Raw genomic sequence first — 24,955 nt, forward strand, 5'->3', positions numbered from 1 at the left:
GATGAGCCGCGCAACGAGTGGTGTGGGGGATAACCCTCGTGCTGACCGCGGTCACCGCCCTGCTCGGGACCGCCCCCGGGGCCGCCACGGCGGCACCGTCACCCACCGCCCCGCCCGTCCCCGTCCTGTCCTGGGGCCCCTGCGAGGGCGCCGCCCCCGGGGACGCCTTCGAGTGCGCGACCGCCCGCGTCCCGCTGGACTACCGCGATCCGGCCGGGCGCACCATCCCGCTCGCCGTCACCCGCCGGCTCGCGCCCGACCGGGCACACCGCACCGGCGTCCTGCTGCTCCACCCCGGCGGACCCGGCAACTCCGGTGTGGACTTCGCCCGCAACAGCTACGAGAACCTGCCCGCCTCCCTCCGCGACGCCTTCGACGTCGTCGGCTACGACATGCGCGGCGTGGGGCGCAGCGGACAGATCGAGTGCTGGAACGACAAGGAGTACTCCGCCGCCGTCGACGCCGCACGCGGCGTACCCGGCCCCGGAGCCCTGCGGGAAGCGGTCCGCCAGGGCCTCGACTTCGCCACCGCCTGCCGGCAGCGCGCCGCGGACCTCGCCCCGTACATCGGCACCGGCTCCAACGCCAAGGACATCGACCTGCTCCGCCAGGCCCTCGGCGAGGAGCAGCTCACCTTCTACGGCCGCTCCTTCGGCAGCTACGTCGGCACCGTCTACGCCGCGGAGTTCCCCCGCCGCGTCCGCGCCATGGTCCTGGACGGCGCCTACGACCCCCGCACCTATGCCGACCTGCCCTACGCCTACGACGCCGCGCAGTTCACCGCCCTGGACGGGGCCGTGGGCCGGTTCCTCGACTGGTGCGCGCAGGACCCCGCCGGGTGCGGCTTCGGCGACGGCAGGCCCCGCGAGGCCTTCGAGGAGCTCAAGCGGTCGCTGGACGCCGACCCGGTGATCACCCCGAGCGGACGCCCCGCGACGGGCTACACCCTCGCCTACCGCCTGATGTTCAACATCAACTCGGGCAAGGAGATCTGGCCCTACCTCGGGCAGGCCCTGAAGTCGGCGCAGGCGCGCCAGTCCACCTTCCTGCTCAACCCGCCCTCACCCGGGTCCTTCGACTTCCTCAACGTCAACCTGGCCGTGGAGTGCGCCGACCGCGTCTACCCGAAGAGCCCCCTGCTCCTGGGCGCGCTGGTCAGCGCCGAAGCCGCCTCCGCTCCGCTGCTGGGTCCGGCGATCGGCTTCGGGCCGCCCACCTACGACCACAACCACGCGACCACCTGCGCCCAGTGGCAGACGGAGCGCGCGAGCCGCCACGAGGGCTCCTACCGGGCGGCCGGCTCCGCCCCGATCCTGGTCCTCGGCACCACGGGGGACCCCGACACCCCGTACCAGGACGCCGTCGCCCTCGCCCGGACGCTGGAGAACGGGCGCCTGCTGACCTTCGACGCCGAGGGCCACACGGCCTACAACCGCAGCGCGTGCGTCAGCGACCTGGCCACCACGTACCTCGCCACGCTGGCACTGCCCGCCCGGGGCACCGTCTGCGCGGACGAGGCGCCCCCGGAGGCGACGGCCCGCCGGACCGCCGGCATCGAGGTCGACGAGACGCGCGACGTGATCCCCGCCCTGCGCTGAACACCGGCCCCCGTGCGGCGCCCCGGCCGGTCACCGGCCGGGGTCCCGCACGGTTAGGCTCACCCCATGACTGTGCTCGTATACGAAGACTTCGGCACCGGCCGCCACCGCGAGGCCTCGCTGATCAGGCACGCCCTGGGCAGCGTCCACGAGGAGGAGCTCGTGGCCGGCCTCGCCGGGGGCATCGGCTTCATGTACTTCGTCTTCGAGTACGAGGGACGCCTGCCCATCCTCACGATCGTGGCCCAGTCCCACCCCGAGCCCTGGGTGCAGGTCGCGCTCGGCCGCCTCGGTGTCCCGTACGAGGCCACCCGCGCGATGAACCCCCGCTGGGGCCGGGTCCGCGCGGCGCTGGACGGCGGGCAGCCCGCGTTCTGCGTGGTCGACCGCTCCTCCCTGCCCTGGCACGCGGCCGACCCGGACGCCGAGATGACCGGCACCGACCCGTACACCGTCGTCATCGCCGGGTACGACGGCGACGACCTGCTGGTCGAGGACGGTGCGGAGACCCCGTACCGGATCGGCCGCGAGGAGTTCGGCGCCGCCTGGACCGCCCACCGCAAGGGCCGCCACCAGCTGATCGTCCCCACCGGGCCCGCCGAGGGCGAGCCGGACGTGGACGGGGCCGTCGCGTCCACCGTCACGCACCTCACCGGGCCGGTCCTGGGCAACGCCTTCGACGTCAACTTCGGCTTCACCGGCATGGAGAAGCTCGCCGCCCAGCTGCGCGACGGCACCACCAAGACGGGCTGGGAGCGGCGGTTCGGCAGCTCGCCCGAGGCCCTGCGGGCCGGCACGGGGCGGCTGTACGCCTGCCTGGAGGAGGAGTGGACGGCCCCGGCCGCGACCCGGCCGCTGTACGCCGACTTCCTCGACCGCGTCGGGCGGCCGGAGGCGGCCGGCCTCTTCCGGGAGTCCGCCGGGCACTGGGCGGAGCTGGCCATGCTCGGCCGGGACGCCGACCCGCAGGCGGGTGCGCAGGAGCGGCGGGCGCTCTTCGACGCGTGCGCGGACCGCGTGGACCGGTGCCTGGAGCTGGAGCGCGAGGCGGTCCGGGCCCTGGAGAAGTAGGCCCACGCACACCCTTGACGGATGGATGGTCTGGACCAACCCTACGTGGTGGCGCGCCACTTCCGGCGCGAACGGACGAAGGGATCCCCCATGATCCGTCGCACCATCCGCCTGCTCGGTCTCGGCCTCGGCATCGCCGCGTCATGCGTCCAGCTGCCCGCGGCGGCCGCGGCCGAGCCCCCGGGGCCGCGCGCCCCCGACACCTGCGCGGTGAAGCCGAAGCCGGCCGGCAAGGTCCTCCAGGGGTACTGGGAGAACTGGGACGGCGCCGCGAACGGCGTCCACCCGCCGCTCGGCTGGATCCCCGTCACCGACGGCCGCATCCGCGCGCACGGCTACAACGTGGTCAACGCGGCCTTCCCCGTCATCCGCTCCGACGGCACCGTGCTGTGGGAGGACGGTTTTGTTATAGCACCGTGAAGGTGCCCACCCCGGCCGAGATGTGCCAGGCCAAACAGGACGGCCTCACCGTCCTGATGTCCATCGGCGGCGCGGCCGCGGGCATCGACCTGAACTCCACCGCCGTCGCGGACCGCTTCGTCGCGACGATCGTTCCCCTCCTGAAGAAGTACAACTTCGACGGGATCGACATCGACATCGAGACCGGCCTCGTCGGTTCCGGCAGCATCACCCGCCTCTCCCCGTCCCAGGCCAACCTGATCCGCATCATCGACGGCGTGCTCGCGCAGATGCCGGCCGGATTCGGCCTGACGATGGCCCCCGAGACCGCCTACGTCACCGGCGGCAGCGTGGCGTACGGCTCGATCTGGGGCGCGTACCTGCCCGTGGTCAAGAAGTACGCCGACAACGGCCGGCTGTGGTGGCTGAACATGCAGTACTACAACGGCAGCATGTACGGCTGCTCCGGGGACTCCTACTCCGCCGGGACCGTCGCCGGCTTCAAGGCGCAGACCGACTGCCTCGACCGGGGCCTCGTCGTCCAGGGCACCACGGTCAGGGTGCCCTACGACAAGCAGGTCCCGGGGCTCCCGGCCCAGCCGGGCGCCGGCGGCGGCTACATGGCGCCCGGCCTCGTCGCCCAGGCCTGGAACCCCTACGGCGGCCGGCTCAAGGGGCTGATGACCTGGTCCCTCAACTGGGACGGCTCCCGGAACTGGACCTTCGGCGACAACGTCAGGGCCCTCCAGGGCCGCTGACGGCACCGGCCCCGGGCCGCCCTCAGCCCCCCAGCTGCTTGCGGATCAGCTCGTACGAACGGACCCGGTCGCGGACGTCGTAGACGGGGGTGGTCAGCATCAGCTCGTCCGCGCCGGTCCCGTCGGCCAGCTCCGCGAGCCGGCGTACGACGGTTTCGGGGTCGCCGACGGCCTGCTGGGCGCGGAAGCCGGCCAGGGCCTGCCGCTCCGGTTCCGTGAACGGGTGCGCGGCGGCCTCCTCGGGCGTGGGGAAGGGCATGTCGCTGATCCCCTGGAGCAGCCCCGCCTTGACCACGTTCATCGGCCCGCCGAGCCGCTGGGCCTCCTCCTCCGTCTCCGCGCACACCGCCTCCACGCACAGCAGCACCCGGGGCCGCTCGCACCAGCGCGAGGGGGTGAAGGCGGCCCGGTACCGCTCCAGGACCGCGCGGGTGTTCTCCGGCCGGATGTGGTGGGCGACGGCGACCGGCAGGCCGAGCTCCGCGGCGAGCGCGGCCCCGGCGGGGCTGGAGGCGAGCAGCCAGGGCTCCGGCAGCGGGCCGAGCGCGACCTCCTCCACGAGGAAGGACAGGACCGCCGTCACGTCCTCCCGGTACTCGGCGTCCGTCGTCGGGTCCGCCCCGCGGCGCAGGGCGCGGGCGATGCCCTCGTCGAAGGTGCCCGGTCCGCGCCCGATGCCCAGGTCGATGCGGTCCTCGTGCAGGGCCGCCAGGGTCCCGAACTGCTCGGCCAGGGTGAGGGGCGCGTGGTTGGGGGCCAGCACGCCGCCCGAGCCCAGCCGGATCACCGAGGTGGACGCCGCGGCGTGCGCGGTCAGCACGACCGGCGGGAACGCCCCGATGGCGGGGGAGTGGTGGTGCTCGGCGTACCAGACCCGGTGGTAGCCCAGCCGTTCCAGCTCCCGCGCGAATCCCGCGGTGTCCCGCAGGGTGTCCACGGCCCGGGTGCCCGTCTGGACCATCGCGACTTCGAGCGCGGAGAGGGGTATGTCGATCATGCCGCCAGCATAGGGACCGGCAGCCCGGACCAGGCCCGCGGCGATCCCTTTTGCGCCACCACCGGTCGACAGCGGCGGTCGACAGCGGCGGTCGACAGCGGCGGTTGACAGCGGCGCACCCGTAAAGCGGGGGATGGGCACCTTCATCCGGAAGTCCCTGGGCGGCGCCCCGGCCGACTCCCCGCTCCACGAGGAACTCGACGGCTGGGCGCGGCGGGCACGGGACGCCGGGATGGAACGGGACGACGTGGCCGCGCTCTTCGCATAGGTACTGGACCAACACTTCAAGGGGGACGGCGACGCATGACGGACACCGTGATCGAGGCGCAAGGCCTCGGACTGCGCTACGGCCGCAAGGGGGCATGGGCACTGCGCGACTGCACCTTCCGGCTGCCCGAAGGCCGGATATGTGCGCTCGTCGGCCCCAACGGGGCCGGAAAGTCGAGCCTGCTGACGCTCGCCGCCGGGCTCGTGCTCCCCACCGAGGGCACCCTGCGCACGGCGCCGCGCGAGGAACTGGCCTACGTCGGCCAGGACAAGCCCCTCTACCCGCAGCTCACCGTCGACGAGACCCTGCGCCTCGGCCGGGAACTCAACCGCGGCCGCTGGGACGCGGCGGCGGCCGAGCGCATCGTGGACGCGGGCGGACTGTCCCGCAAGGCCCGGATCCGCACCCTCTCCGGCGGCCAGCGCACCCGCGTCGCCCTGGCCCTCGCCCTCGGCAAGCGGCCGGCGCTGCTGCTCCTGGACGAGCCGATGGCCGACCTCGACCCCCTCGCCCGGCACCAGCTCATGGGCACCCTGATGGCCGACGCCGCCGAGCACGGCACCTCCGTGGTCATGTCCTCCCACATCCTCACCGAGCTGGAGGGCGCCTGCGACCACCTCCTCCTCGCCGACGGCGGCCGCATCCGCCTCTCCGGCCCCATCGACGAGGTCAACGCCGCCCACCGGCTGCTCACCGGCCCGGCCGCCGCCTCGGCCGAACTCGCCCGCCACACCGTGGTCGAAACCCGTACGACGGGCCGTACGCTCACCGCACTCGTGCGGCCGGCCGGGCCCGTCGACAGCCGGACCTGGCAGACGTCCACCCCCTCCCTGGAGGAGCTCTTGCTCGCCCACCTGCGTTCCCCCGATGCCCCGACCTTCGAGGCCGCGGAGGTGCGGGCATGAGCACGCCGGCCCTGAAGGGCCCCTACTGGGCCACGGTCCGCCAGCACCGCCACGCGGCCTGGGCGCTGACCGCGCTCACGGCGGCCGGCCTCGCCGCGGTCGCCGCCCTGCGTCTCTGGGTCGGAGCACCCCCGGGCTCGGACGGGCCGTTCGCGTTCCCGGCCCGGGCGTACAACCTGCTGCGGCTCTGCATGGAGTACGCCGGCACCGGCCTGCTCCTGCTGCCGCCGCTGGCCGGAGCCTTCGTGGCCGGCCCGATGACCGCGCGCGAACTGGAGAGCGGGACCTGGCGGCTCGCCCTCACCCAGTCGACCACGCCCAGGGCCTGGCTGGGCGCGAAGGTCCTCGTCGCCGGGGCGGTGTCCGTGGTCGCGGCGGCCGCGCTGGTCCTGGTATACCGCCTCGGCTGGTCACGGGTGTCCAGCACCCACCAGCTCACCTGGGCCGACCGGGGCCCGTACGAGGCCACCGGCCCGGTGCTGGCCGCCTACTGCCTGCTCGGCGTGGCCCTCGGCGTCCTGGTCGGCCAGCTCGTCCGGCGCACCGTCGCGGCCATGGCCGTTGCCGGCCTCCTGACCGGCCTGGTCCTGCTGGGCCTCGGCTCCCTGCGGTGGTCGTTCATGCCGACGCAGACCAGCACCATCCCGTTCGGCGACAGCACGATGCGGCTGACGCCGCCCGACTCCCTGATGACGGACACGGGACTGATCACCTCCTCCGGGGCGCGCCTGCCCGAGTACGCCTGCTTCGAGCGCACCCGGAACATGGGCGACGGCCCCGCCGACCTGAACGTCACCGCCTGGTACGCGGAGTTCCACCCGGCCTCGCACTACTGGCCGACGCAGCTGATCGAGACCGCCGTGGTCCTCGCCCTGGCCGCCGCCGCCCTCTACGCGGCGTTCCGGGTGCTGCGCGCCCGCCGCGGCTGAGACCTACAGTCCCGCTCCACCGGTCGCGTCGACGACGCGGCCGGTGACCCAGCGCCCGGCGTCCGAGGCGAGGAAGGCGACGACGTCCGCGATGTCCTGGGGCTGCCCCACCCGGCCGAGCGCGGCCAGCGAGGCCGCGTGCGCCTCGGCCTCCGGGTTGCCGCGCAGCCAGCCGGCGTTGACGTCGGTGTCGACGATGCCGGGGGCGACGGAGTTCACGGTGACGCCCCGGGGGCCGAGGGCCTTGGCGAGGTTCAGCGTCAGGGTGTCGAGGGCTCCCTTCGTCGCCCCGTAGGCCAGTATCTCCGGCATCGCCAGCCGGGCGGCGCCGCTGGAGATGTTGATGACCCGGCCGCCGTCGCGCAGCCGGCCCAGGGCCTCCTGCACGACGAAGAACGGGGCCCGCACGTTGACCGCGAAGACCTGGTCGAAGCCCTCCTCGGTGACCTCGCCGAGCGGGGAGGGCAGTCCGATGCCCGCGTTGTTCACGATGATGTCGACGCCGTCCAGGCCGAGTCCGTCGTAGGCGGACCAGAGCGCGGCCGCGTCGCCGTGCCGGCCGAACTCGGCCCGCAGGGCGAAGGCCCGGCCGCCGTCGGCGGTGATCCGCCCGACGGTCTCCCGCGCGGCGGCTTCGTCCCCGGCGTAGGTCAGCGCGACGGTGACCCCGTCCGCCGCGAGCCGCTCGGCGATGGCCCGGCCGATTCCCCGGCTGCCGCCGGTGACGAGCGCGTTCTTGCCCATGAGGAACTCCCCGCGTTTCTGTAGTGGTCGTTACATAAAAAACGTAACACAAGATCAAGAACACCCGCAACGCCGATCTCGGAGCGCCCGCGCCGTCCACTCGGCACTGTCCGTGCAGACCGTCAAATCACGTGCGCATACCCATCGGAGCTGCCACAGTCACCGTCGTGACCTTGATGAACGTGCTCCTCGGCTTCGCCGCGACCGGCCGGATCGGCCCGCTCCACTGCGGTATGCCCCTCGCCGGGGCCGAGGAGGTCCTCGGCCCGGGCCGGCCGCACCCGCAGATCGTGATGAAGGGACCGGACTTCGACGGGTACCCGTACGCCTGGGGCGGGCTGGAACTCGTCGTCACCCGGCGCCACGTCAGCGGCATCTCGATACGCCTCGACCCCGGTTCGGCGGCCCGGCTGCCGCCCGAGGTGCTTCCGGACGCGGGCGCTTGCGCGGCGACCTTCCTGCGCGAGGACTTCACCGCCGCCCTCGACGCCGCCGGCTGCCGGCGCGTGACCAACGCCGCCCTGACCTTCGACGAGCAGTCGGCGTTCACCACCCGGCCCGCCGGGGTCAACGTGCTCTTCGGCGTGCCGGTCGCAGGCGTGGACGCCCCGGACCGCAGCCGCTTCTACCTCGAGTTCCTCGACAAGCAGACCGCGTGACCCCCGCATCGCGCCCGCCGGACCGCGGCTACCGGTACGTCGGGCCCGGGGAACTGCGCGCGCTCGTCAGGCCCGGGGGAGAGGGGCGGTGCGTCCGCTCGGCCGCGGACCTGCACGACTGGCTGCGGGCGGCGGCGCCGGGTGAACGGGCCGAGCCCTTCACGTACGTCGTCGATGGCGCCGGCGTGCTGCGGCTCGCGCCGCGCCGCAGCGAGCACGTGGCGTGCGCCGCCGGCGGCCCGGTGCTGGCCGCCGGCGAGATGGGCTTCCGCGAGGAGTCCGGGCAGTGGCGGGTCGACGCGGTCAGCAACCAGTCGACCGGCTACTGCCCGGACACCGGCTCCTGGGCGGACCTCGCCGCCGCCCTGGACACGGCCGGCATCGCGCACCCGGCCGGCTTCACCCACCCGGTGGTCTTCCGCCGCTGCCCCGGCTGCCGGGAGGTCAACATCGTGCGGGAAGGGGACTTCGTCTGTCTCTTCTGCGACGCGGAACTTCCCCGGACATGGAACGTGGACGGCGACCGGGCGCCCGCGGACCGCCCCTGAGCGGTCCGCCGCCCGGGCTCAGTGGCCGACCTCGACGACGATCTTCCCGATCTGCGTGCCCGACTCCATGTGGCGGTGTTTTTTTTGCGATCTCGCCCAGGCCGAAGACGCGGTCCACCACCGGACGGAAGGCCCCCGCCTCCAGACCTGAGACGACGAACGCCTCCGCCCGGCGCAGCCGGACGGGGTCCCTGGTCGTCTCGTGCATCGTGTACGTGCGCATGTTCAGCGCGGGCATGCCGAGTTCGAAACCGGGATACGGCGTCGGCAGACCGCTCACCGCCCCGTACAGGAAGAGCGTGCCCCCAGGGGCGACCGCCCTGGCCAGGTCCACCACGCCCGGCCCCGCCACGGCGTCGAAGACCAACTCCGCGCCCCGGCCCCCCGTCAGGGCCGGCACCCGTTCGGCGACCGGCTCCTCGTCTGTGACGATCACCTCCGCCGCCCCCGCCGCGAGCAGCGCCTCCCGCTTGGCGCGGCTGCGCGTCGTGGCGACCGGCACCGCGCCGACCCGCCGGGCGACCTGGATCGCGGCCAATCCCACGCTGCTGGAGGCGGCCGTCAGCACCACCGTGTCACCGGCCCGCATCCCCGGTCACCCCCGCACCGGCCGCCTCGACCACCCCGGCCGCCTCGGCGCCGAGCCGGGCGGGGAACTCCTTGGCCGGCTCGATGTAGTGGCCGGCCCGGAACAGCACCTCCGCCCGGTTGATGCCGATCGCGTCGACCCGGACCAGCAGTTCGCCGGGACCCGGTTCACCGACCGGCAGCCACCGAAGGCGGAACCGGTACGGGATGCGGAACACGGAGGCGGGCGAACCGATGGCGGCAGCGGCAGCGGCAGCACGGCGGAGCGGCACCCGGACGGACCGCGTCCCGGACCACCCCGACATCCACACCATCGGCCTCCAGCAGGTGCTCGAAGCCCTGGTCGACCCGGTCCGCCGGAAGATCGTCGGCGAGCTCTACCACGCCCGGCAGGACCTGGCCTGCGGCACCATCGACCTGCCGGTCGGCAAGTCCACCGCCACCCACCACTTCCACGTGCTCCGCGACGCGGGCCTGATCCGCCAGTACTACGTCGGCACCTCCCGGATGAACGCCCTGCGTCGCGAAGAGGTGGACGAGGCCTTCCCCGGGCTGCTGCACGCCCTGGTCGGCGTCCCGGAGCGCCCCTGACGGGCCGGGCGCCGCTTCGTCCGGTCGGGCGCCTCCGCGGCGTCCGACCGGCGAGCTTCGCCGGACCGGACGCCCGACGGGTCCAGGCTCGGACGACGTCCGTACGGCTCGGTGGGGAGGCACGCGCATGCCCGGTCCTCGGCCCGGCCCGCCCGGACGCGCCCCGGAGGGGTACCGGGCCTACCTGGTCGCGGTCCCGGCCGGCGCCCTGGTGGGGCTGGTCGGCGGCGCGTTCCGCCGGTGCCTGGAAGGCGCCGCCGAACTGCGCGGCAGGCTCCTGGAGGCCGCCGACGGACTCGGCGGCCCGGCCCGGCTGCTGATCCCCGTGGCGCTCGCCGCGGCCGGCGCGGCGGTGGCCTGCGCGATCGCCCGGCGCGTCCCGCACGCCGCGGGCAGCGGCATCCAGCACGTGGAGGCGGTCTGGCGGCAGGAGGCCGAGCCGGGGCCCCGCTCGTTGTGGCTGCTTCCCGCGAAGTTCCTCGGCGGCCTCATCGCCATCGGCTCCGGCCTGGTCCTCGGCAGGGAGGGCCCGATCGTCCACATGGGGGCCTCGATCGGGTCCGGCGCCGGCCGCCTCACGCGCCTGGACGCCGACGACGCCCGGCAGCTGCACACCGCCCTCAGCGGCGCCGGCCTGGCCACCGCCTTCACCGCCCCCCTCGGCGGGCTGCTGTTCGTCTGCGAGGAGGTGACCCGCACGGTCCGGCCCCGCATGGTGCTGCTCACCCTCGTCGGCACGGCCTCCGCGCTCGCCGGCTCCCGGTTCCTGGTCGGCGACGCGCCGGTCTTCCCGGTCGCGCCGATGCCGGTGCCGCCGGTGTGGACGCTGCCCCTCTTCCTGCTGTTCGGCGCCGTGGCCGGGCTGCTGGGCGCGGCCTACGGCGGCCTCGTCGTGGGCACCCTCTCCGTGTGCGACCGGCTGACCAGGGTGCCGCCCGTGGCCCGGGCCGCCGCCATCGGGGCCGTCGTCGGCCTGCTCATGGCGTACGACCCGGTGCTGGCCGGGGGCGGCGACCCGCTCAGCGAAGCCCTGCTGGCGGGCGGGGTCCCCGCCGTGGCGGCGCTGGCAGGCTGCTTCGCCGTCCGGTTCGCGGCGGGCCCGCTCAGCTACGCGGCCGCGACCCCGGGCGGGCTGTTCGCCCCGCTGCTGGCCCTCGGAGCCCTGTGGGGGACCTTCGCGCACGCCGTCACCGCGCCGCTGCTGCCGCCCGGAGCCGCCGGACCGGGGGCGTTCGCGGCGGTCGGCATGGCCGCCCTGTTCGCCGGCGTCGTACGGGCACCGTTCACGGGCGTCGTCCTGGTGCTGGAGATGACCGGCGCCACCCCGCTCGTCCTGCCGCTGCTGGTCGCCTGCTTCGCGGCGACACTGGCCGCGGACGCGGTGGAGAGCGAGCCCGTCTACGACCGCCTGCGGCGCCGGATGCTGGAGCGGCCCTGAGCCGGCGGAGGGTGAGTGTCGCCCGAAACCCCCGCCGGGGAGGCCGCTCTGTGATGGTGTGGCCTTCCGACGCCCACCGCACTCCCAGGGGAGGCCGCCGTGCCACCGACACTGCAGCAGATCTTCGAGGGCTACCTCTACGCAGGAACCGTGAGCCGGAACGCCGACGCCCTCGCCGAGACCTTCACGGAGGACGGGATCTTCGAGGCGCCGCTCGTGCCGGAGGGCGCCGCCTTCCCCCGGAGGCTGGCGGGCCGCGAGGAGATCCGCACCGCGATGGCGGCGTACTACGCCCGCCCCGTCGAGGGCGGCCGCGCACCGAACTTCGAGAAGTCCGGCTACGTGCTCCACACCACCTCCGACCCCGACGTCTTCATCGCCGAGATCGACACCGTCTTCGACGGCGACGGCGACGGCGACGGCGACGGCACGGGGGACCGGGCCGTCTCGCTGGTGCAGATCTTCCGCGTGCGGGACGGGAAGATCGCCCGCCTGCGCGACTACTTCGCCCCCGCACTGCTGGACTGAGTCCGGACTCGGCGATCGATGCAGTGGCGTTTCGCCGGGTGAACGCATTAGCCCACACGGGTGAGCTGCCCCTTCGGGCCCTGTCCCCGTCCGGCCGGGGGTCGTTACAACCGAATCGTGATCAAGGGCGGCCCCCGCGGGCCGCGACGGTCACCGCCGCCCGCCGGCGCTCCCCGAACAACGACAGAGCGACAGAAAGAAAGACGGCTTTTCCATGAACAACCGCCTGCGGTACCTCGCCGCGACCTTGGCAACCGGTGTCACCCTGGCGCTCACCGCCGGTGCTCCCGCCGACGCGCGTCCGGGCGGGGTGGACAGCCAATGCGGCAAGTACATCTGCGTCATGACCGCCCACCACAACCGCTTCGTCCAGGACATCACCGTCCAGACCAAGGACGGCCTGCCGGGCACCCTGCGCTCCTACTGGGGCGGCTTCCACGGCCCCAGGGTGGTCGCCGCCTCCCACCGCTGGCCGGTGAACTACGAGCAGGCGAACGCGAAGCTGGTCTGCGGCGGCCTGGAGCGCGACGGCCGCACCATCGAGGACGGCATCTGCGTCACCATCTGACCCCGCCGCAGCCGCCCCCGAAGCCGTCGGCGGGTCTGCGCGCCCCCGGCGGCACCCCCGCGCCACGCCCCGCCGCGGGCCCCGGCGGCCGCCGCTAGCAGGGCGAGTCGGCGTCGTCGTCCGTGATGCGGCGGCGGACCTGGTCCTCCTGGGCCAGGCGGCGGAGCAGTTCGAAGACCGGGGCGCAGATCGCGAAGACGATGACGGCCCGCTCCGCGAGGGCCACCGGCTCGTCGAGGCAGGACGCCCGCTCCAGGTCCAGCCGGGCCACCGACTCGGCCAGCCGTGCGTAGGCGGCCAGCTCGCCCGGGGCGTACTGGGCGTCGAGCCGGCGCAGTTCCTTGAGTGCCGCCGTCAGCCCCTTCACGTGGGGTGACGTGCCGGGCGCCCGCCAGTCCAGGGCGGCGAGCAGCTCCGCCACCTCCTCCGCCGCGGCCTCGTCGGCGTCGGTCTCCTCCTCGTCGCCCGCGGGGCCCTGGGAGGCCACCGGCACCGGGAGCGCGTAGCTGATCGCCCCGAGGGCGCCCTCGGTGCTGTGGGCCTGGTCGACCGCCCCGAGCACCTCGCGGGTGGCGGCGATGGACAGCCCGCCGAGCGTGGTCAGGGCCTTGATCAGCCGCAGCCGCTCCGCGTGCTCCTCCCCGTACTCCGCCAGGGTCGCGGCCGTCGCCCGTCCGGCCGGCAGCAGCCCCTGCCGCCGGAAGTACTTGATGCTGGCGACCGGCACGCCGGTGAGCCGGCTGAGCTCCGAGATCTTCATGCGGCTTCCCTGCTGGTCATGCGGTCCGGTCCGGTGTCCGCCCATCGGTTCGATTGGACACCACAACAAGATACTGCCAGTATCCAGTTACTGGATACCAGAAGTATCCAACTCAGGAATCGCAGCCGCACCGGAGAATCGATGCCTCACCCCACGCCACCCTCCGTGCTCCGCCGACCCCAGCTGTGGATCGGTACGGGACTCATCGCCGCAGTGGTCTCGATGTTGTTCGCCCTGCTCTACGTGGGCGGCAACGTCAACCCCAGAGGAAACCTGCGCGACCTGCCGGTGGCCCTGGTCAACGCCGACGCCGGCGCCGACGCGGGCGGCCGCCGCGTCAACCTCGGCGAGCAGGTCGTCTCGGGCATCGAGAAGGCCGCCGAGGGCGACAAGAGCATCGACTGGCAGCTCGTCAGCCGCGAAGAGGCCGACGAGCGGCTGGGCAGCGGCAAGGTCTTCGGCGCCCTCGTCATCCCGCGCGAGTTCTCCGCCACGGTGACCGCGCTGGCCGCCCCGCAGCCGCCGGCCCAGGGCAAGCCCGCCCCGCCGGTGATCACGGTGCTGACCAACCAGTCCGCCGGCAGCATAGGCTCCTCCATGTCCTCCCAGGCCGCCCAGAAGGCGGCCCACGCGGCCTCGGCCCAGATCGGCCAGGAGCTCCTCAAGCAGGCCGCGGCCCAGAAGACCCCGCTGCCGACCGCCGCCCAGCTCAAGCTGGCCGACCCGGTCACCGTCACCGTCGCCGACGGGCACCCCGTCGGCTCCCGCAGCGCCATGGGCCTGAGCGCCTTCTACTACGCCCTGGTCCTGGTCGTCTGCGGCATGCTCGGCGCCAACCTGGTCAACTCCCAGATCGACACCGCGCTCGGCTACCTCCACACCGACTACGGCCCGGTCCGCAAGCGCGAACCCGTCCAGCACACCAGCCGGGTCCGGACCCTCGCCGTCGGCATCGCCCTCATGCTCGGCATGTCGGTGATCATGGGCACCCTGGTCGAGGTCGCCACCGTCGGGATCCTCGACATGGACGCCTCCCACCTCGGCCTGCTGTGGCTGTACTCGGTCGCCACCATCGCCGTCGTCGGCATCGGCGGCCTCGCCCTGTTCGCCGCCTTCGGCACCCCCGGCATGCTGCTGGCCACCATCGTCTTCATCGCCATGGCCGTCCCCTCCTCCGGCGCCACCGTGCCCCTCCAGGCGCTGCCCGGCTTCTTCCGCGGCCTCGCCGAGTTCGAGCCGCTGCGCCAGATCACCGAGGGCCTGCGCTCCATCCTCTTCTACGGCGCCCAGGCCGACGCGGGCCTGACCCGGGCGTGGGCCGCGATGGGGATCGCCCTCGTCGCCGCCCTGCTCTTCGGCTTCGCCGTCACCCGCCTCTACGACCGCCGGGGACTGCACCGCATCCCCCGGCCCGCCGCCGACGGGACCCCGGAGCCGCCCGCGGCCGCCGAGGCTCCGGCGCCCGCCAAGGCCTGAGACGGCCGCCCGGCCGCCGAGGGGGCCCTTCAGGGCAACGGGCGGCCGGCCACAGCCGGGATCCTTGGAAAGGCGGGTTCCTGCGCGGTACCCTGACAGGGCGTACGTCGCGGACCGCCCTTTCCGTATCTGCCCCCGGCCGGGCCCGCCCCGGCCGGGCGGACGCGGACCGGTCGGCGGGCGCGGCCCGTGCGTCCCGACCGACGGCAGGAGCGCCCCATGACCACAGGCTGGACCCCCCGCCCGCCGGACGCCGGCCACCCGCAGGGCGAACACCTGCCGGAGCTCGACGTCCCGCCGCCCGGCCGGCAGCGGCGCTGGACGGTCCTGCTGCGGCTGCTCCTGCTGCTGCCGCAGCTGATCGTCACGGCCCTCCTCGGCGTCGCCGCCTTCTTCGTGACCGTCGCCGGCTGGTTCGCCGCCCTGGTCCTGGGCCGTCTGCCCGACGGCGTCGCCCGCTTCCTCGGCGGGTTCCTGGCGTACGAGACCCGCGTCGCGGCCAGTGCGATGCTGCTGGTGGACCGGTACCCGCCGTTCTCCTTCGAGGCGCCCGGCCATCCGGTCCGGATCGAACTGCGCCCCGGCCCGCTGAACCGGGCGGCCGTCCTGTTCCGCCTCGTCCTGATGATCCCGGCGATGATCGTCACCGCCCTGCTGCAGTACGGCTGGGGGGCCGTCTGCTGGGTGTTCTGGCTGATCACCCTCGTGCTGGGGCGCATGCCCGTCCCCGTCTACGGTGCCGTCGCGGCGGTCGTCCGCTTCCGGATGCGCTACCAGGCGTACGCGATGATGCTGACCTCCGCGTACCCCAAGCGCCTGTTCGGCGACGCATGGGCCGCCGACGCCCCGGTGGCCGGGCCCGGCACGGTGTCCGGCACCCGTCCGCTGCTCCTCGCCGCGCCTGCGAAGGCGCTGATCGTGCTGCTGCTCGTCCTCGGGATCCTCGTCGCGTGCGCCTCCCCGACGGTCCAGGTCCAGGTCAGGGACGACGACCGGTTCGACGGCGTGGAAACCGCAGCGATCCGGACAAGCTGAATGGCCTCCGGGTGAACGCGGGCCGCTCGACACCAGGTCAGCGGCCCGCGTTCCGCCGGGGACCGCGTCCATCACCCCCCGTTTCCGCTCGGACACGGAGCGGCGCACACCGCCTGAGCTGCCCGAACGACCATTCGTTATCCGATATTCGAACGGCCTGTCCGTAAATCGGCCGTCGACATGCGTTCCACCTTCACATCCGACAGACTCGGCCGCATCGAAGCCCGACAACGAAAGTAATTGTCGCGCTAAACCTTCACATCGAAAGTGAGTCTTGTCGTGCGCTACCGCTTCGCTGCCGTCTCCGCCGCCGCCCTCCTCTGCCTGGCAGGCGCCACCGGCATGGCGGAGGCCAAGCCCACCAGCCTGTACGCCCCGTCCGCGATGGTCTTCTCCGTCGCCCAGGGCGACGACGCCTCCGCCCCGGTCCTGCGGGCCGCCACCCTCAGCTGCATGCCGACCGCACAGGGCACGCACCCGGACCCCAAGGCCGCCTGTACGGCCCTGAACTCCACGGGCGGCACCTTCGACCGGCTGCTCGCCGCCCCCGACACCAACCGCGCCTGCCCCATGCACTACGCGCCCGTGACCGTCACGGCGGAGGGCGTCTGGCAGGGCAGCCGCGTCGCGTGGAAGCACACCTTCTCCAACGCCTGCTCCATGAACGCGACCCTCAACGGCAACGCCGTCTTCGCGTTCTGACGCCCCGCTCCGCCGACGGCACCCGGGCCGGCCCGCCCGTCACGGCTTCGGGCCTCCCTGGAGCACCGCCTCGATCTCGCCCGCGACGTCGCCGCGGCCGAGCCGCGCACGGCCGAAGTCGGCCGTGCGCGGCAGGTGCAGGACCAACTCGTACCCCACGTCGACCCGCACGCGCCCGGACCGCAAGAGGAAGTCGTACGCGTGCCCGCCGCGCGTGCGGCAGCCGGACAGGAAGTGCAGGTGGTACCCGGCGGCGGCCACCCCCAGCATGTGGGCGGGGCTGCGGAATCCGACGACGGTGCCCCGCAGGGCGGTGTGGGTGGAGATCACCTGTCCCGCGACCGCGTCGATCAGCCGGGGATACGGCCGGTGCTGCTCGGGGAGCATCCGGGTGACCACGTGGTCGAAGTGCCCGTCGACCCGGACGGCGTAGAAGTGGTTGGGGCTCGGCAGCCACCCGTCGATCAGGGCGCGCAGCCCGGCCGCGTCGACCGGCTCGCGGGTCCGCCAGTCGTGCTCCCCGTGGAAGTAGGTCACGGCCGCGAGCGGCGTGCGCGTCGACAGGTCGGCCTCACCGGCGGACCCGTCGGCGCGCAGCCGGTAGCAGCGGCCGTCCAGGACGATCATCTCGCCGTCGAGGCGGTCGAAGGTGCCGATGCCGAAGTCCCCGTGCCGACGGAGCTCGGCGATGGTGGTCGTGCCCTCGTAGACGCCCTCCAGCATGGCCGTCATGGTCGAGGTCTGGAAGATCCTCCCCCTCGGCCGGGGAGCGCCCGTCGGGTTCCCTTCCGGTGCGGTCATGTTCCCCCCTGGTTCCCGTGCGTACGCCGGACCCGCGTCGAGCACCGTAGGGAACCGCCACCCCCGTCACAACGGCGCGCACGCGGTCGCGCGTGGCGCGCGGGGGGTGTGCGCGCCGCTCACGGGGACCCCGCGAAGAGGCCGGCCGTCCCGGTCACCTCCAGCAGACGGCGGACCGGACGCCCCGCGGCGCCGATCACCAGCAGGTGGTGCTCGCGGCGGGCGACGTCGCGCACGGTCAGCAGCACGTTGAGACCGGAACAGTCGCAGAAGGTGACCCGGGAAAGGTCCAGCGTGATCGCGCCCGGGCCGCCGTCGTGTGCGGCCACGGCGGCCATGAGCGCCTTCCGCAGGGCCGCGGAGGAGGCGAAGTCGATCTCACCGCTCACGGTGACGGTCGTGCCGCACTTCGTCGTGGTCACGGTGATGGCGATGTCCGCCTCGCCGATCGCGGAGGGTGCGGGCGTCTGCAGGCCGGATGCGGCGAAGGAGTACATGAGCCCCTCCAGGACCGGATCGGGTGTGCCTGGACGAATTCTGGGCCGGGTAAGACTTATGTGTCAATATTTACCTGAAAACAACTTCATGTGATGTGATACATGCACAAAAGGTGCAGAATGGGATCCATGGGCCAACCTCGAAAGAGCCGCTCGGAGTGGACCTTCCTCACCAGCCACGCCCGCGTCCTCCTCGCGATCTCCCGCGACCCCGGCGTACGCCTCCGCGACGTCGCCCTCACCTGCGGCGTGACCGAGCGCACCGTGCTCGGGATCGTCGCCGACCTGGAGGACGCCGGCTACCTGACCCGGGCCGCCCGCGCCGACGACGGCCGCCGCAACCGCTACGCCATCGTCCCCGGCTCCCTCTTCCGGCACCCCGCCGAAGGCGGCCAGGAGATCGCCGGCCTCCTCGCCCTCCTCGCCGACCCCCACGGCGCCGCCGGCACGCCGGCGCCGTAGCTGCGGGTTACTCGCCGGAGGTGAACACGTGCTCGGTCGGCGGGCCCACCAGCAGACCCGGACCCGCCGCGAGCGCCTCGGTCAGGTGCGGGCTCGACAGGTGCGCCTCGAACGCGGCCTGGTCCTCCCACTCCTCGAACACCAGCCACGCACTCGGGTCCTCGGGGTGGACGTACGCCTGGTAGCCGATGTTGCCCGGCTCGGCCCGCGACGGCGCGACCAGGGACAGCGCCTGTTCGCGAACCTTGTCCTCGGCGCCAGGGGCTGCCTTGAGCAGGGCGATCACGGTGACCTTGGGCATGGTGCGCTCCGTTTCGACACGTACTTCCGGGACGCGCGAGTCTATGTTCGCACCTCACACCCCGGCAACGCGCGCCCCCGCCCGTCTCAACACCGCCAGTACCCACCACAGTTCGCGCCCAGAGGCCTGGACCGCACACCGACGACGGACCCACCCGTTCAAGGGGCCCCGCTCAACCCCCGCGGGGTCGGAAATCCTTGACGGTTCGGGCGGGCGGGTGAGTGGCCAGCCAGTGCCGCGCGATGCGTTCGCGGGTGGTGACCCACGCACCGCCGCGCCGCGCAACGTGCCGCAGGAAGCCGTCGAGCGCGCGGATGCGCCCGGGCCGGCCGATGATCCGGCAGTGCAGGCCCACGCTCATCATGCGCGGCCGGTCCGCACCCTCGGCGTGGAGGGCGTCGAACGTGTCGACGAGGTAGCCGAGCATGTCGTCGGCGGTCGTGAAGCCGTGGACGATCAGGAACTTGAAGTCGTTCGCGTCCAGGCTGTACGGCACCACCAGGTGCGGCCGCCCGGCCGCCTCGACGTAGAAGGGCAGGTCGTCCGAGTAGTCGTCGGAGTCGTAGAGGAAACCGCCCTCCTCGGCGACGAGGCGTCGCGTGGCGGGGCTCGTCCGGCCGGTGTACCAGCCGACCGGCCGGCGGCCGCAGAGCCGCTCGATCGTCGCCGAGCAGCGCGCGATCTCGGCGCGCTCGGTGTCCTCCGGCACCTGGCGGTAGTCGGTCCAGCGCCAGCCGTGGCCCGCCACCTCCCAGCCGGCATCGCCCATCGCCCGCGCCGCGTCCGGGTTGCGCTCCAGTGCCCGCCCCACGGCGTGGACGGTGAGCGGCGCGCCGTGCTCCGCGAGCGTGCGGTGGACGCGCCAGAACCCGGCCCGCGAACCGTAGGCGAACATCGACTCGACGTTCAGGTCGCGCCCGCCGACCACCGGCGGCGCGCCGACGATCTCGTGGAGGTACCCCTCCGACACCGGGTCGCCCTCCAGGACGCTCCGCTCGCCGCCCTCCTCGTAGTTGAGCACGAGGCTGACGGCGACGCGCGCCCCGCCGGGCCAGGCGGCGTGCGGCGGCTCGGCACCGTAGCCGACGAGATCGCGCTGATGCTCCGACACGCGCCGCACCCTACCGCCCCGCCCGGCGGGAACGCCGGACCGCTTCCGGCCGTGTCCCCCGGATCAGGGAGCGGGGGCGGGCCACGGGACCTCGGTGGCTACGGGGGCGGTGTAGTCGACGCCCGGCACCGAGAATCCGTACGGGCGCCGGACCTCGTCGCGGAACCAGTCGAGGTCGGAGGGACCAGCAGCGCTGCGGACCCGAGCCGTGGCGGGGGACAACGACTTGAGCCGATCTTGGAGTGTTCCCACGACCGGCGCTCCCACGACCCCGGTGCGCGACCCCTACGGGGTCCGCGCAGGGGCGAGCCGGGTGAGGACCAGCAGGGTGTCGACGAGGTCCTCGGCCGGCGCCCCGGTGGCGAGGCGGCGCAGCTGCCAGCCGAAGACCAGGGCCACGGCCGTGCCGGCCAGCCGCTCGGGGTCCGGCACGCCGAGTCGGCTCAGCACCCGGGCGGCCAGCAGGTCGTAGGCGGCGAAGCACTCGGCGGCGGAGGCGCGCAGCCGTTCGTCGCGGCCGGCCTGGACGTACAGCTCGAACGGGGCGATGTGCCGGCTGTCGAACGCGTCGCCGCCCGCGACCCGTGCCACCACCTCCGCGGCCCGCCCGAGGTCGAAGTGCCCGTCCGTACAGGCGTCGGCGAGTTCCGTGAAGTGCCGCGTCTCCTCCGCCACGAAGTGCAGCAGGCTCTCGCGCAGCAGCTCGTGCTGGGTGGCGAAGTGGTAGGTGACGGAGCCCAGGGAGACCCCGGCCTCCTTGGCGATGCGGCGGTTGGTGACGGCGGCGATCCCGTCCTGCCCGATGATCCGCAGTACGGCGTCGACGATGCTCTGGCGGGTTTCGGAGGCACGGGGCATGCCGGCATTCTGCCGCATCGTCCGCTCCGCGCCACGCTCCTTGCGTGGCTGGGGAGTTGGGGCGTTCGGAGTGTGGACACGGAGCCGCACGCTCCCTACTGTTCGTTCGAACGAACAGTAGGGGCGAACAGCCAGAGCGAACAGTCCGATCGAACGCCGTACGGGAGTCGTCGTGGAGATGTCCGGATCGAACGTCCTGCTCACCGGGGCCACCGGAGGCATCGGAGCCGCCCTGGCGGCGCGCCTGACCGCCGAAGGTGCCCGCCTCACGGTCACCGGCCGCCGGGAGGGGGCCCTCAAGGACGCCGCCGACACGTGCGGCGCCCGCACCGTGGTCGCCGATCTCGCCGTCCGCCCGGACGTGCTCCGGCTCGCGGAGACCTGCGCCGGGACGGACGTCCTCGTCGCGAACGCCGCCCTGCCCGCCAGCGGTGACCTGCTGGACTACACCGAGGAGCAGCTCGACCGCGCCGTCGACGTCAACCTGCGCGCGCCCGTCCTGCTGTCCCGGCTGCTCGCGGCGCGCATGGCGGAGCGCGGCCGCGGCCACATCGTGCTGGTGGGCTCCATCTCCGGGAAGGCGGCGACCAGGTCGACCTCCCTGTACAACGCGACGAAGTTCGGGCTGCGCGGCTTCGCCCTCGCCCTGCGCCAGGAACTCAGGGGCACGGGGGTGGGGGTGTCCCTCGTGCAGCCCGGATTCGTCCGCGACGCGGGCATGTTCGCGGCGACGGGCGCCACCCCGCCGGGCGGTATCAGGACCGTGACGCCGGGACAGGTCGCCGAGGGCGTCGTACGGGCCGTCCGCCGCGACCTCTGCGAGGTCAACGTGGCCCCGCTGGAGCTGCGGCTGCTCAGTGCCGTGGCCGGCCAGTTCCCCGGATTCGCCGAGCGGGTCCAGGCCCGGGCCGGCGTCGGCCGCTCGGTGCGGCGGATCGTCGAGGCGCAGCGCTCGTACCGGTAGGCGGACCGCGGCGCGTGCCGCAGAGTCGTTTCGCCCCGCTGTTCGTTCAATTGGCCCGGCTGTAGCGGGCGGTGCCGGTCCAGATGCGTTCCAGCCGTACGCGGGTGCCGGGTTTGGGGGCGTGCCAGATCTTGTCGTGGCCGGCGTAGATGCCGACGTGGCCCATGGTTCCCCCTGTGGGGAAGAAGACCAGATCGCCGGGTGCGCGCTGCGCGTGCGGAATGTGGAGGGTGCTCTCGTACTGTGCTTCCGCGGTGCGGGGAAGGGCCCGGCCGGCCTTCCGGAAGGCGTAGAGGGTGAGGCCCGAGCAGTCGAACTCATCGGGCCCGGTGGCCCCGTAGACGTAAGGTGCGCCCTTCTTGGAAGCGGCGACGGCCACGGCCTTTATCCCGTACAGGGAGGCGGCCTGGGCCGGGCGGGCGGGGGCGAACAGGGCGGCGGCAACGGAGACGGAGACGAGCAAGGCGGGGCCGCGATGTCTCTTCACGCGTTTTTCTGATTTCGGCAATCGTGATACCTCCGCATTCAGTGACTGCGTAATGGCTCCCGACGACCGCCCATTTTGCACGAAGTGTCCGCACTTGCACGCTCGGACACGGCACGAGTTTTCCGGAGCGCAACCGGGGCAGGTGCGGTCCTGCGAGGAAAGACTTCCGTCGATCGGAAAGGAATACTTCTGATGACCGAGAACGCGTGGGGCTACCGCGAGACGTCCGGCCGACTGCAGGGCGTCGACCTGAGCGGCTTCAAGGTGGAGGCCGTCGACGGCGGCATCGGCAAGGTCGACAGGCACTCGGACGAGGTCGGCTCCGCCTACCTCGTGGTCGACACCGGCCCGTGGATCTTCGGCAAGGAGGTCCTCCTGCCCGCCGGCACCGTCTCGCGGATCGACGTCGACGAGGAGAAGATCTACGTCGACCGGACCAAGGAACAGATCAAGAACGCACCGGAGTTCCACCGCGAGAAGCACCTCGGCGACGTCGGCTACCACGACGAACTGGCCGACTACTACCGATCCGGCGGCGCCTTCGGCGGCCGTCCGCTCTGAACCACCGCCAGGGGCACCGGAGATGACCGGACACCGGCCCGCGCCGACGGCGTGGGCCGGTGCGGCACGTGCGCGGGCCGGTGCGGGCGGCGCGGCCGGTCAGCCGAGGAAGGACAGCCGTACGGTACGCCGGGGGTTGTCCTTGTTGGTGTCCACCAGGACGACCGACTGCCAGGTTCCCAGGGCGAGTTCGCCGTCGACGACCGGCAGGGTGGCGTGCGGCGGGACGAACGCCGGGAGCACGTGGTCCCGGCCGTGGCCGGGGGAGCCGTGGCGGTGGCGCCAGCGGTCGTCGGCGGGCAGCAGCTCGGCCAGGGCGTCGAGCAGGTCGTCGTCGCTGCCCGCACCCGTCTCGATGACCGCGAGCCCGGCCGTCGCGTGCGGGGTGAACACGTTGAGGAGCCCGTCGCGCCCCCGGGCCGCCTCGCGCAGGAAGCCGGCGCACGCGGAGGTCAGGTCGTGGACGGTCTCCGCGGAGCCGGTGGTGATGTCGATGGTCCGTGTCGTGAAGGTCATCCCGCCATCCTCGGACAGACGCCCGGGAACACGGCGGACGGGGCCGTGGGCCGGACGGGTCACTTCCCCGCGCGTGGACCGGTGCCGGTCCCGAGGGCGGCACCGCCCCAGAGGGCGCCGGGCCCGGCCGCCCCACCACCGGCACCGCCCGGAACCCCGTCGGCCGCCCGGTCGGCCGCCCCGTCCGGGAGACCGTCCGGGCGCGGCGGTCCGCCCGCCGGCCGCCCGCCCCGGCCGGCCGACAGGAATTCCCGGAACACCTGCGCGGAGCGCGGGTTCTGCCCGCACTGCCACACGCCGTGCGGGCAGTAGTCGGTGATGCTGTGGTACAGCGGCTTGTGGTCGGCGATCCACGCCAGCATGTCCCGCATGTACTCGGCGTTGTCGCCGTTGCGGAACAGCCCCCACTCCGGGTACGAGATCTGCTTGCCGTGCTCCCGCGCGAAGTCGACGTGCTGCTGGAGGCCGTACGGCTGGGTCACCTGCTCCTCGAAGCTCTCCCCGGGCGGCTGGTCGTAGGAGTCCATGCCGACGATGTCGACCACGTCGTCCCCGGGGTAGCACTTCGTCCAACCGATCGCGTCCGGGCCCCGGTTGGGGGCGAAGTCGAAGCGGAACCGCTGGTCCCGCACCGACCGCATCGAGGACACGATGTTGCGCCAGTACCGCTTCCAGCTCTCCGGATCGGGCTTGCACCGGTGGGTGTAGTTGAACCCGTTCATCTCCCAGCCGAGCACGATCACGGTGTCCTGCAGCCCGAGGGAGACCAGACGCTCCGCCAGCCGCCGGAAGTGGTGGTCGTACGCGCCCTCCGCGCCGGCGCGCAGCAGCTCCGCGATCCGGGCGTCGGGGACACCGGCCTCGTTCTGGTCGAGCATGGGCACGTTGAGCACGAACAGCCGGTCCGAGCGCTCCTTGCGCCAGTGGGCCCAGGTGTGCAGGGAATCGGGTGCCCCCTCGATGTTCGTCCAGGTGTCGCCGGGCAGGTAGGTGTGTCCGGCGCGCAGGTCGGTCCCGCCGAGCCAGTGTGAGAGCCCCTGCATCCGGTCGACGCCGGGCGAGCCGTAGTGGAGGTAGGCGCCCACCGCGACACCCTTCCCGGACCCGCCTCCGAACGCCCCGTGCGGCGCCGGTGCCGGGGCGCCCCCGGTGGCGAGCAGTACGACGGCGGCCGTACTGGCGCAGGCGCCGGCCATCCAGCGGCCTCTACGGGACATGGCGTCTCCACAAGGTCTGCGAAAGGGTCTGCGGACAGGTCTGTGAACGGGCTGCGAACGGGTCTGTGGGTGATGTGCCTCCCCGACGACGTTAGGCACCCCACCGGACAACGGCCTGTCCGGTGTCCCGATCCTGGACCATTCGCGGTAGCGGACCGCCGCCGCTTCGCCCGACCGGGTGACGGCGGGAGCGCCCGGACATCCGTTCGCCCGGCGCCCGGTCCGCCCGGCCGCCGGCAGCCGGTCAGGCCCGGGCGTCCCGCAGCACGCGGTTGACCACGGTGGAGGCCGTGTCCGGGTCCCGCGCGAACCAGGCGTCCACTTCCTCCCGTACGGCGTCCGCGACACAGCCGCGCACCGCGGCGTTGCCGAGCACCCCGTGCGTCACGCCCCGGAACTCGGGCTGGTCGAGCTTCACCGAGACGACGGCGACCAGCCCCTCACCGACGCCGTCGGCGATGGCCCCCTGCTGCGCCGCTGGTGCCGGCCCCAACTCGCGCGCGAACGCGCCGACGGCCGCCGCCAGTCCGTCGCGCAGGCCTTCGGCGTGCGCACCGCCGCAGGGGGTGGTTCTTTTCTGTTGGCGAAGCTCAGGACTCGCTCGCCGGGGGAGTCGTG

Annotated in this window: 30 protein-coding genes and 3 pseudogenes; 18 read left to right on the plus strand and 15 right to left on the minus strand. The window is 73.4% G+C overall.

All coding sequences use genetic code 11. The features are described from left to right. Window positions 1–38 precede the first annotated feature (38 nt). From SSNG_RS32285 to SSNG_RS32295, 3 genes and pseudogenes are all read left to right on the plus strand, one after another. On the plus strand, window positions 39–1,598 hold the full coding sequence (locus SSNG_RS32285) for an alpha/beta hydrolase (RefSeq protein ID WP_241695174.1): 1,560 nt from the start codon (window positions 39–41) through the stop codon (window positions 1,596–1,598). 66 nt (window positions 1,599–1,664) lie between these two features. Continuing rightward, window positions 1,665–2,669: a BtrH N-terminal domain-containing protein gene (locus tag SSNG_RS32290; protein WP_007268143.1), complete on the plus strand. Its 1,005-nt coding sequence runs from the start codon at window positions 1,665–1,667 to the stop codon at window positions 2,667–2,669. 90 nt (window positions 2,670–2,759) lie between these two features. Beyond that, a pseudogene (locus SSNG_RS32295) lies at window positions 2,760–3,826 on the plus strand (chitinase). 22 nt (window positions 3,827–3,848) lie between these two features. Here the strand turns inward: SSNG_RS32295 and SSNG_RS32300 are convergent. Beyond that, entirely contained in the window at window positions 3,849–4,823 is a 975-nt protein-coding gene (locus tag SSNG_RS32300) for an LLM class flavin-dependent oxidoreductase (protein WP_042802516.1), read from the minus strand. A gap of 124 nt (window positions 4,824–4,947) precedes the next feature. On the opposite strand from SSNG_RS32300, the pseudogene SSNG_RS40520 reads away from it, so the two are divergent. From SSNG_RS40520 to SSNG_RS32310, 3 genes and pseudogenes are all read left to right on the plus strand, one after another. Further along, window positions 4,948–5,091: pseudogene (locus tag SSNG_RS40520) on the plus strand (GntR family transcriptional regulator); the annotation flags it as partial. A gap of 35 nt (window positions 5,092–5,126) precedes the next feature. After that, complete coding sequence (locus tag SSNG_RS32305) at window positions 5,127–5,996, plus strand: ABC transporter ATP-binding protein (RefSeq protein ID WP_042802517.1); 870 nt, start codon at window positions 5,127–5,129, stop codon at window positions 5,994–5,996. Beyond that, window positions 5,993–6,925 (plus strand): hypothetical protein, encoded by a 933-nt coding sequence (locus tag SSNG_RS32310; RefSeq protein ID WP_007268148.1) that lies wholly within the window; start codon window positions 5,993–5,995, stop codon window positions 6,923–6,925. Before SSNG_RS32305 ends, SSNG_RS32310 begins: the two co-directional genes overlap by 4 nt. A 3-nt stretch (window positions 6,926–6,928) precedes the next feature. Here SSNG_RS32310 and SSNG_RS32315 read toward each other — a convergent pair whose 3' ends face one another. Further along, complete coding sequence (locus SSNG_RS32315) at window positions 6,929–7,669, minus strand: SDR family oxidoreductase (protein ID WP_007268149.1); 741 nt, start codon at window positions 7,667–7,669, stop codon at window positions 6,929–6,931. Window positions 7,670–7,845: 176 nt separating this feature from the next. Here SSNG_RS32315 and SSNG_RS32320 point away from each other — a divergent pair, with 176 nt between their 5' ends. Next, window positions 7,846–8,328 carry a hypothetical protein gene (locus SSNG_RS32320; protein ID WP_007268150.1) on the plus strand — a complete coding sequence of 161 codons (483 nt, stop codon included), beginning with the start codon at window positions 7,846–7,848 and terminating at the stop codon, window positions 8,326–8,328. Further along, window positions 8,325–8,876, plus strand: a complete 552-nt coding sequence (locus tag SSNG_RS32325; protein ID WP_007268151.1) for a hypothetical protein — start codon at window positions 8,325–8,327, stop codon at window positions 8,874–8,876. The genes SSNG_RS32320 and SSNG_RS32325 overlap by 4 nt, the downstream gene beginning before the upstream one ends. Here the strand turns inward: SSNG_RS32325 and SSNG_RS32330 are convergent. Both SSNG_RS32330 and SSNG_RS44340 read right to left on the minus strand, forming a co-directional pair. Then, window positions 8,773–9,465 carry a zinc-binding dehydrogenase gene (locus SSNG_RS32330; RefSeq protein WP_007268152.1) on the minus strand — a complete coding sequence of 231 codons (693 nt, stop codon included), beginning with the start codon at window positions 9,463–9,465 and terminating at the stop codon, window positions 8,773–8,775. The genes SSNG_RS32325 and SSNG_RS32330 overlap by 104 nt on opposite strands. After that, window positions 9,452–9,682: an alcohol dehydrogenase catalytic domain-containing protein gene (locus SSNG_RS44340; RefSeq protein WP_241695175.1), complete on the minus strand. Its 231-nt coding sequence runs from the start codon at window positions 9,680–9,682 to the stop codon at window positions 9,452–9,454. Before SSNG_RS44340 ends, SSNG_RS32330 begins: the two co-directional genes overlap by 14 nt. Before the next feature lie 16 nt (window positions 9,683–9,698). Here SSNG_RS44340 and SSNG_RS32335 point away from each other — a divergent pair, with 16 nt between their 5' ends. The 4 genes from SSNG_RS32335 (at window position 9,699) to SSNG_RS32350 (ending at window position 12,589) form a co-directional block, all read left to right on the plus strand. Beyond that, complete coding sequence (locus tag SSNG_RS32335) at window positions 9,699–10,055, plus strand: helix-turn-helix transcriptional regulator (RefSeq protein ID WP_007268153.1); 357 nt, start codon at window positions 9,699–9,701, stop codon at window positions 10,053–10,055. A gap of 127 nt (window positions 10,056–10,182) precedes the next feature. Further along, window positions 10,183–11,493, plus strand: a complete 1,311-nt coding sequence (locus SSNG_RS32340) for a ClC family H(+)/Cl(-) exchange transporter (protein WP_007268155.1) — start codon at window positions 10,183–10,185, stop codon at window positions 11,491–11,493. 99 nt (window positions 11,494–11,592) lie between these two features. Next, the gene (locus SSNG_RS32345; protein ID WP_007268156.1) at window positions 11,593–12,021 is read left to right on the plus strand and encodes a nuclear transport factor 2 family protein; all 429 of its coding nucleotides are present in this window, start codon (window positions 11,593–11,595) and stop codon (window positions 12,019–12,021) included. 214 nt (window positions 12,022–12,235) lie between these two features. Beyond that, window positions 12,236–12,589, plus strand: a complete 354-nt coding sequence (locus tag SSNG_RS32350; protein WP_007268157.1) for a hypothetical protein — start codon at window positions 12,236–12,238, stop codon at window positions 12,587–12,589. 94 nt (window positions 12,590–12,683) lie between these two features. Here SSNG_RS32350 and SSNG_RS32355 read toward each other — a convergent pair whose 3' ends face one another. Continuing rightward, the gene (locus SSNG_RS32355; protein ID WP_007268158.1) at window positions 12,684–13,349 is read right to left on the minus strand and encodes a MerR family transcriptional regulator; all 666 of its coding nucleotides are present in this window, start codon (window positions 13,347–13,349) and stop codon (window positions 12,684–12,686) included. 165 nt (window positions 13,350–13,514) lie between these two features. Between SSNG_RS32355 and SSNG_RS32360 the strand changes: the two genes are divergently transcribed. The 3 genes from SSNG_RS32360 (at window position 13,515) to SSNG_RS32370 (ending at window position 16,562) form a co-directional block, all read left to right on the plus strand. Further along, complete coding sequence (locus SSNG_RS32360; RefSeq protein WP_007268159.1) at window positions 13,515–14,825, plus strand: YhgE/Pip family protein; 1,311 nt, start codon at window positions 13,515–13,517, stop codon at window positions 14,823–14,825. Window positions 14,826–15,044: 219 nt separating this feature from the next. Further along, window positions 15,045–15,860 carry a DUF4389 domain-containing protein gene (locus tag SSNG_RS32365; protein WP_007268160.1) on the plus strand — a complete coding sequence of 272 codons (816 nt, stop codon included), beginning with the start codon at window positions 15,045–15,047 and terminating at the stop codon, window positions 15,858–15,860. Window positions 15,861–16,127: 267 nt separating this feature from the next. After that, on the plus strand, window positions 16,128–16,562 hold the full coding sequence (locus SSNG_RS32370; RefSeq protein ID WP_050779803.1) for a subtilase-type protease inhibitor: 435 nt from the start codon (window positions 16,128–16,130) through the stop codon (window positions 16,560–16,562). Window positions 16,563–16,601: 39 nt separating this feature from the next. Here SSNG_RS32370 and budA read toward each other — a convergent pair whose 3' ends face one another. Together budA and SSNG_RS32380 are read right to left on the minus strand one after the other, a co-directional pair. Beyond that, entirely contained in the window at window positions 16,602–17,363 is a 762-nt protein-coding gene (gene budA, locus SSNG_RS32375; RefSeq protein ID WP_128637272.1) for an acetolactate decarboxylase, read from the minus strand. A gap of 119 nt (window positions 17,364–17,482) precedes the next feature. Continuing rightward, window positions 17,483–17,860 (minus strand): STAS domain-containing protein, encoded by a 378-nt coding sequence (locus tag SSNG_RS32380; protein WP_007268163.1) that lies wholly within the window; start codon window positions 17,858–17,860, stop codon window positions 17,483–17,485. A 129-nt stretch (window positions 17,861–17,989) separates the two neighbouring features. Here SSNG_RS32380 and SSNG_RS32385 point away from each other — a divergent pair, with 129 nt between their 5' ends. Further along, window positions 17,990–18,322 carry a helix-turn-helix domain-containing protein gene (locus SSNG_RS32385; protein WP_007268164.1) on the plus strand — a complete coding sequence of 111 codons (333 nt, stop codon included), beginning with the start codon at window positions 17,990–17,992 and terminating at the stop codon, window positions 18,320–18,322. Between the two features lie 7 nt (window positions 18,323–18,329). Here SSNG_RS32385 and SSNG_RS32390 read toward each other — a convergent pair whose 3' ends face one another. The 4 genes from SSNG_RS32390 to SSNG_RS32400 form a co-directional block, all read right to left on the minus strand. Continuing rightward, on the minus strand, window positions 18,330–18,623 hold the full coding sequence (locus SSNG_RS32390) for a putative quinol monooxygenase (protein ID WP_007268165.1): 294 nt from the start codon (window positions 18,621–18,623) through the stop codon (window positions 18,330–18,332). A gap of 172 nt (window positions 18,624–18,795) precedes the next feature. Further along, entirely contained in the window at window positions 18,796–19,734 is a 939-nt protein-coding gene (puuE, locus tag SSNG_RS32395) for an allantoinase PuuE (protein ID WP_007268166.1), read from the minus strand. A gap of 63 nt (window positions 19,735–19,797) precedes the next feature. Further along, complete coding sequence (locus SSNG_RS45460; RefSeq protein ID WP_129593362.1) at window positions 19,798–19,986, minus strand: hypothetical protein; 189 nt, start codon at window positions 19,984–19,986, stop codon at window positions 19,798–19,800. Window positions 19,987–20,019: 33 nt separating this feature from the next. Then, on the minus strand, window positions 20,020–20,592 hold the full coding sequence (locus tag SSNG_RS32400) for a TetR/AcrR family transcriptional regulator (RefSeq protein WP_007268168.1): 573 nt from the start codon (window positions 20,590–20,592) through the stop codon (window positions 20,020–20,022). Between the two features lie 172 nt (window positions 20,593–20,764). On the opposite strand from SSNG_RS32400, the gene SSNG_RS32405 reads away from it, so the two are divergent. Continuing rightward, window positions 20,765–21,556: an SDR family oxidoreductase gene (locus SSNG_RS32405; RefSeq protein WP_007268169.1), complete on the plus strand. Its 792-nt coding sequence runs from the start codon at window positions 20,765–20,767 to the stop codon at window positions 21,554–21,556. 46 nt (window positions 21,557–21,602) lie between these two features. On the opposite strand, the gene SSNG_RS32410 is transcribed toward SSNG_RS32405, so the two are convergent. Then, window positions 21,603–22,043, minus strand: a complete 441-nt coding sequence (locus SSNG_RS32410; protein ID WP_042802525.1) for a C40 family peptidase — start codon at window positions 22,041–22,043, stop codon at window positions 21,603–21,605. Window positions 22,044–22,235: 192 nt separating this feature from the next. Here SSNG_RS32410 and SSNG_RS32415 point away from each other — a divergent pair, with 192 nt between their 5' ends. After that, window positions 22,236–22,604, plus strand: coding sequence for a PRC-barrel domain-containing protein (locus SSNG_RS32415; RefSeq protein ID WP_007268171.1), 369 nt, complete (start codon window positions 22,236–22,238; stop codon window positions 22,602–22,604). Window positions 22,605–22,703: 99 nt separating this feature from the next. On the opposite strand, the gene SSNG_RS32420 is transcribed toward SSNG_RS32415, so the two are convergent. From SSNG_RS32420 to SSNG_RS42615, 3 genes and pseudogenes are all read right to left on the minus strand, one after another. Then, complete coding sequence (locus SSNG_RS32420; protein WP_007268172.1) at window positions 22,704–23,120, minus strand: secondary thiamine-phosphate synthase enzyme YjbQ; 417 nt, start codon at window positions 23,118–23,120, stop codon at window positions 22,704–22,706. A 59-nt stretch (window positions 23,121–23,179) separates the two neighbouring features. Further along, complete coding sequence (locus SSNG_RS32425) at window positions 23,180–24,337, minus strand: glycosyl hydrolase (protein WP_241695176.1); 1,158 nt, start codon at window positions 24,335–24,337, stop codon at window positions 23,180–23,182. 244 nt (window positions 24,338–24,581) lie between these two features. After that, window positions 24,582–24,955, minus strand: a pseudogene (locus SSNG_RS42615) (hypothetical protein); the annotation flags it as partial.

This window comes from Streptomyces sp. C (genome assembly GCF_000158895.1).
Classification (GTDB): Bacteria; Actinomycetota; Actinomycetes; order Streptomycetales; family Streptomycetaceae; genus Streptomyces; species Streptomyces racemochromogenes.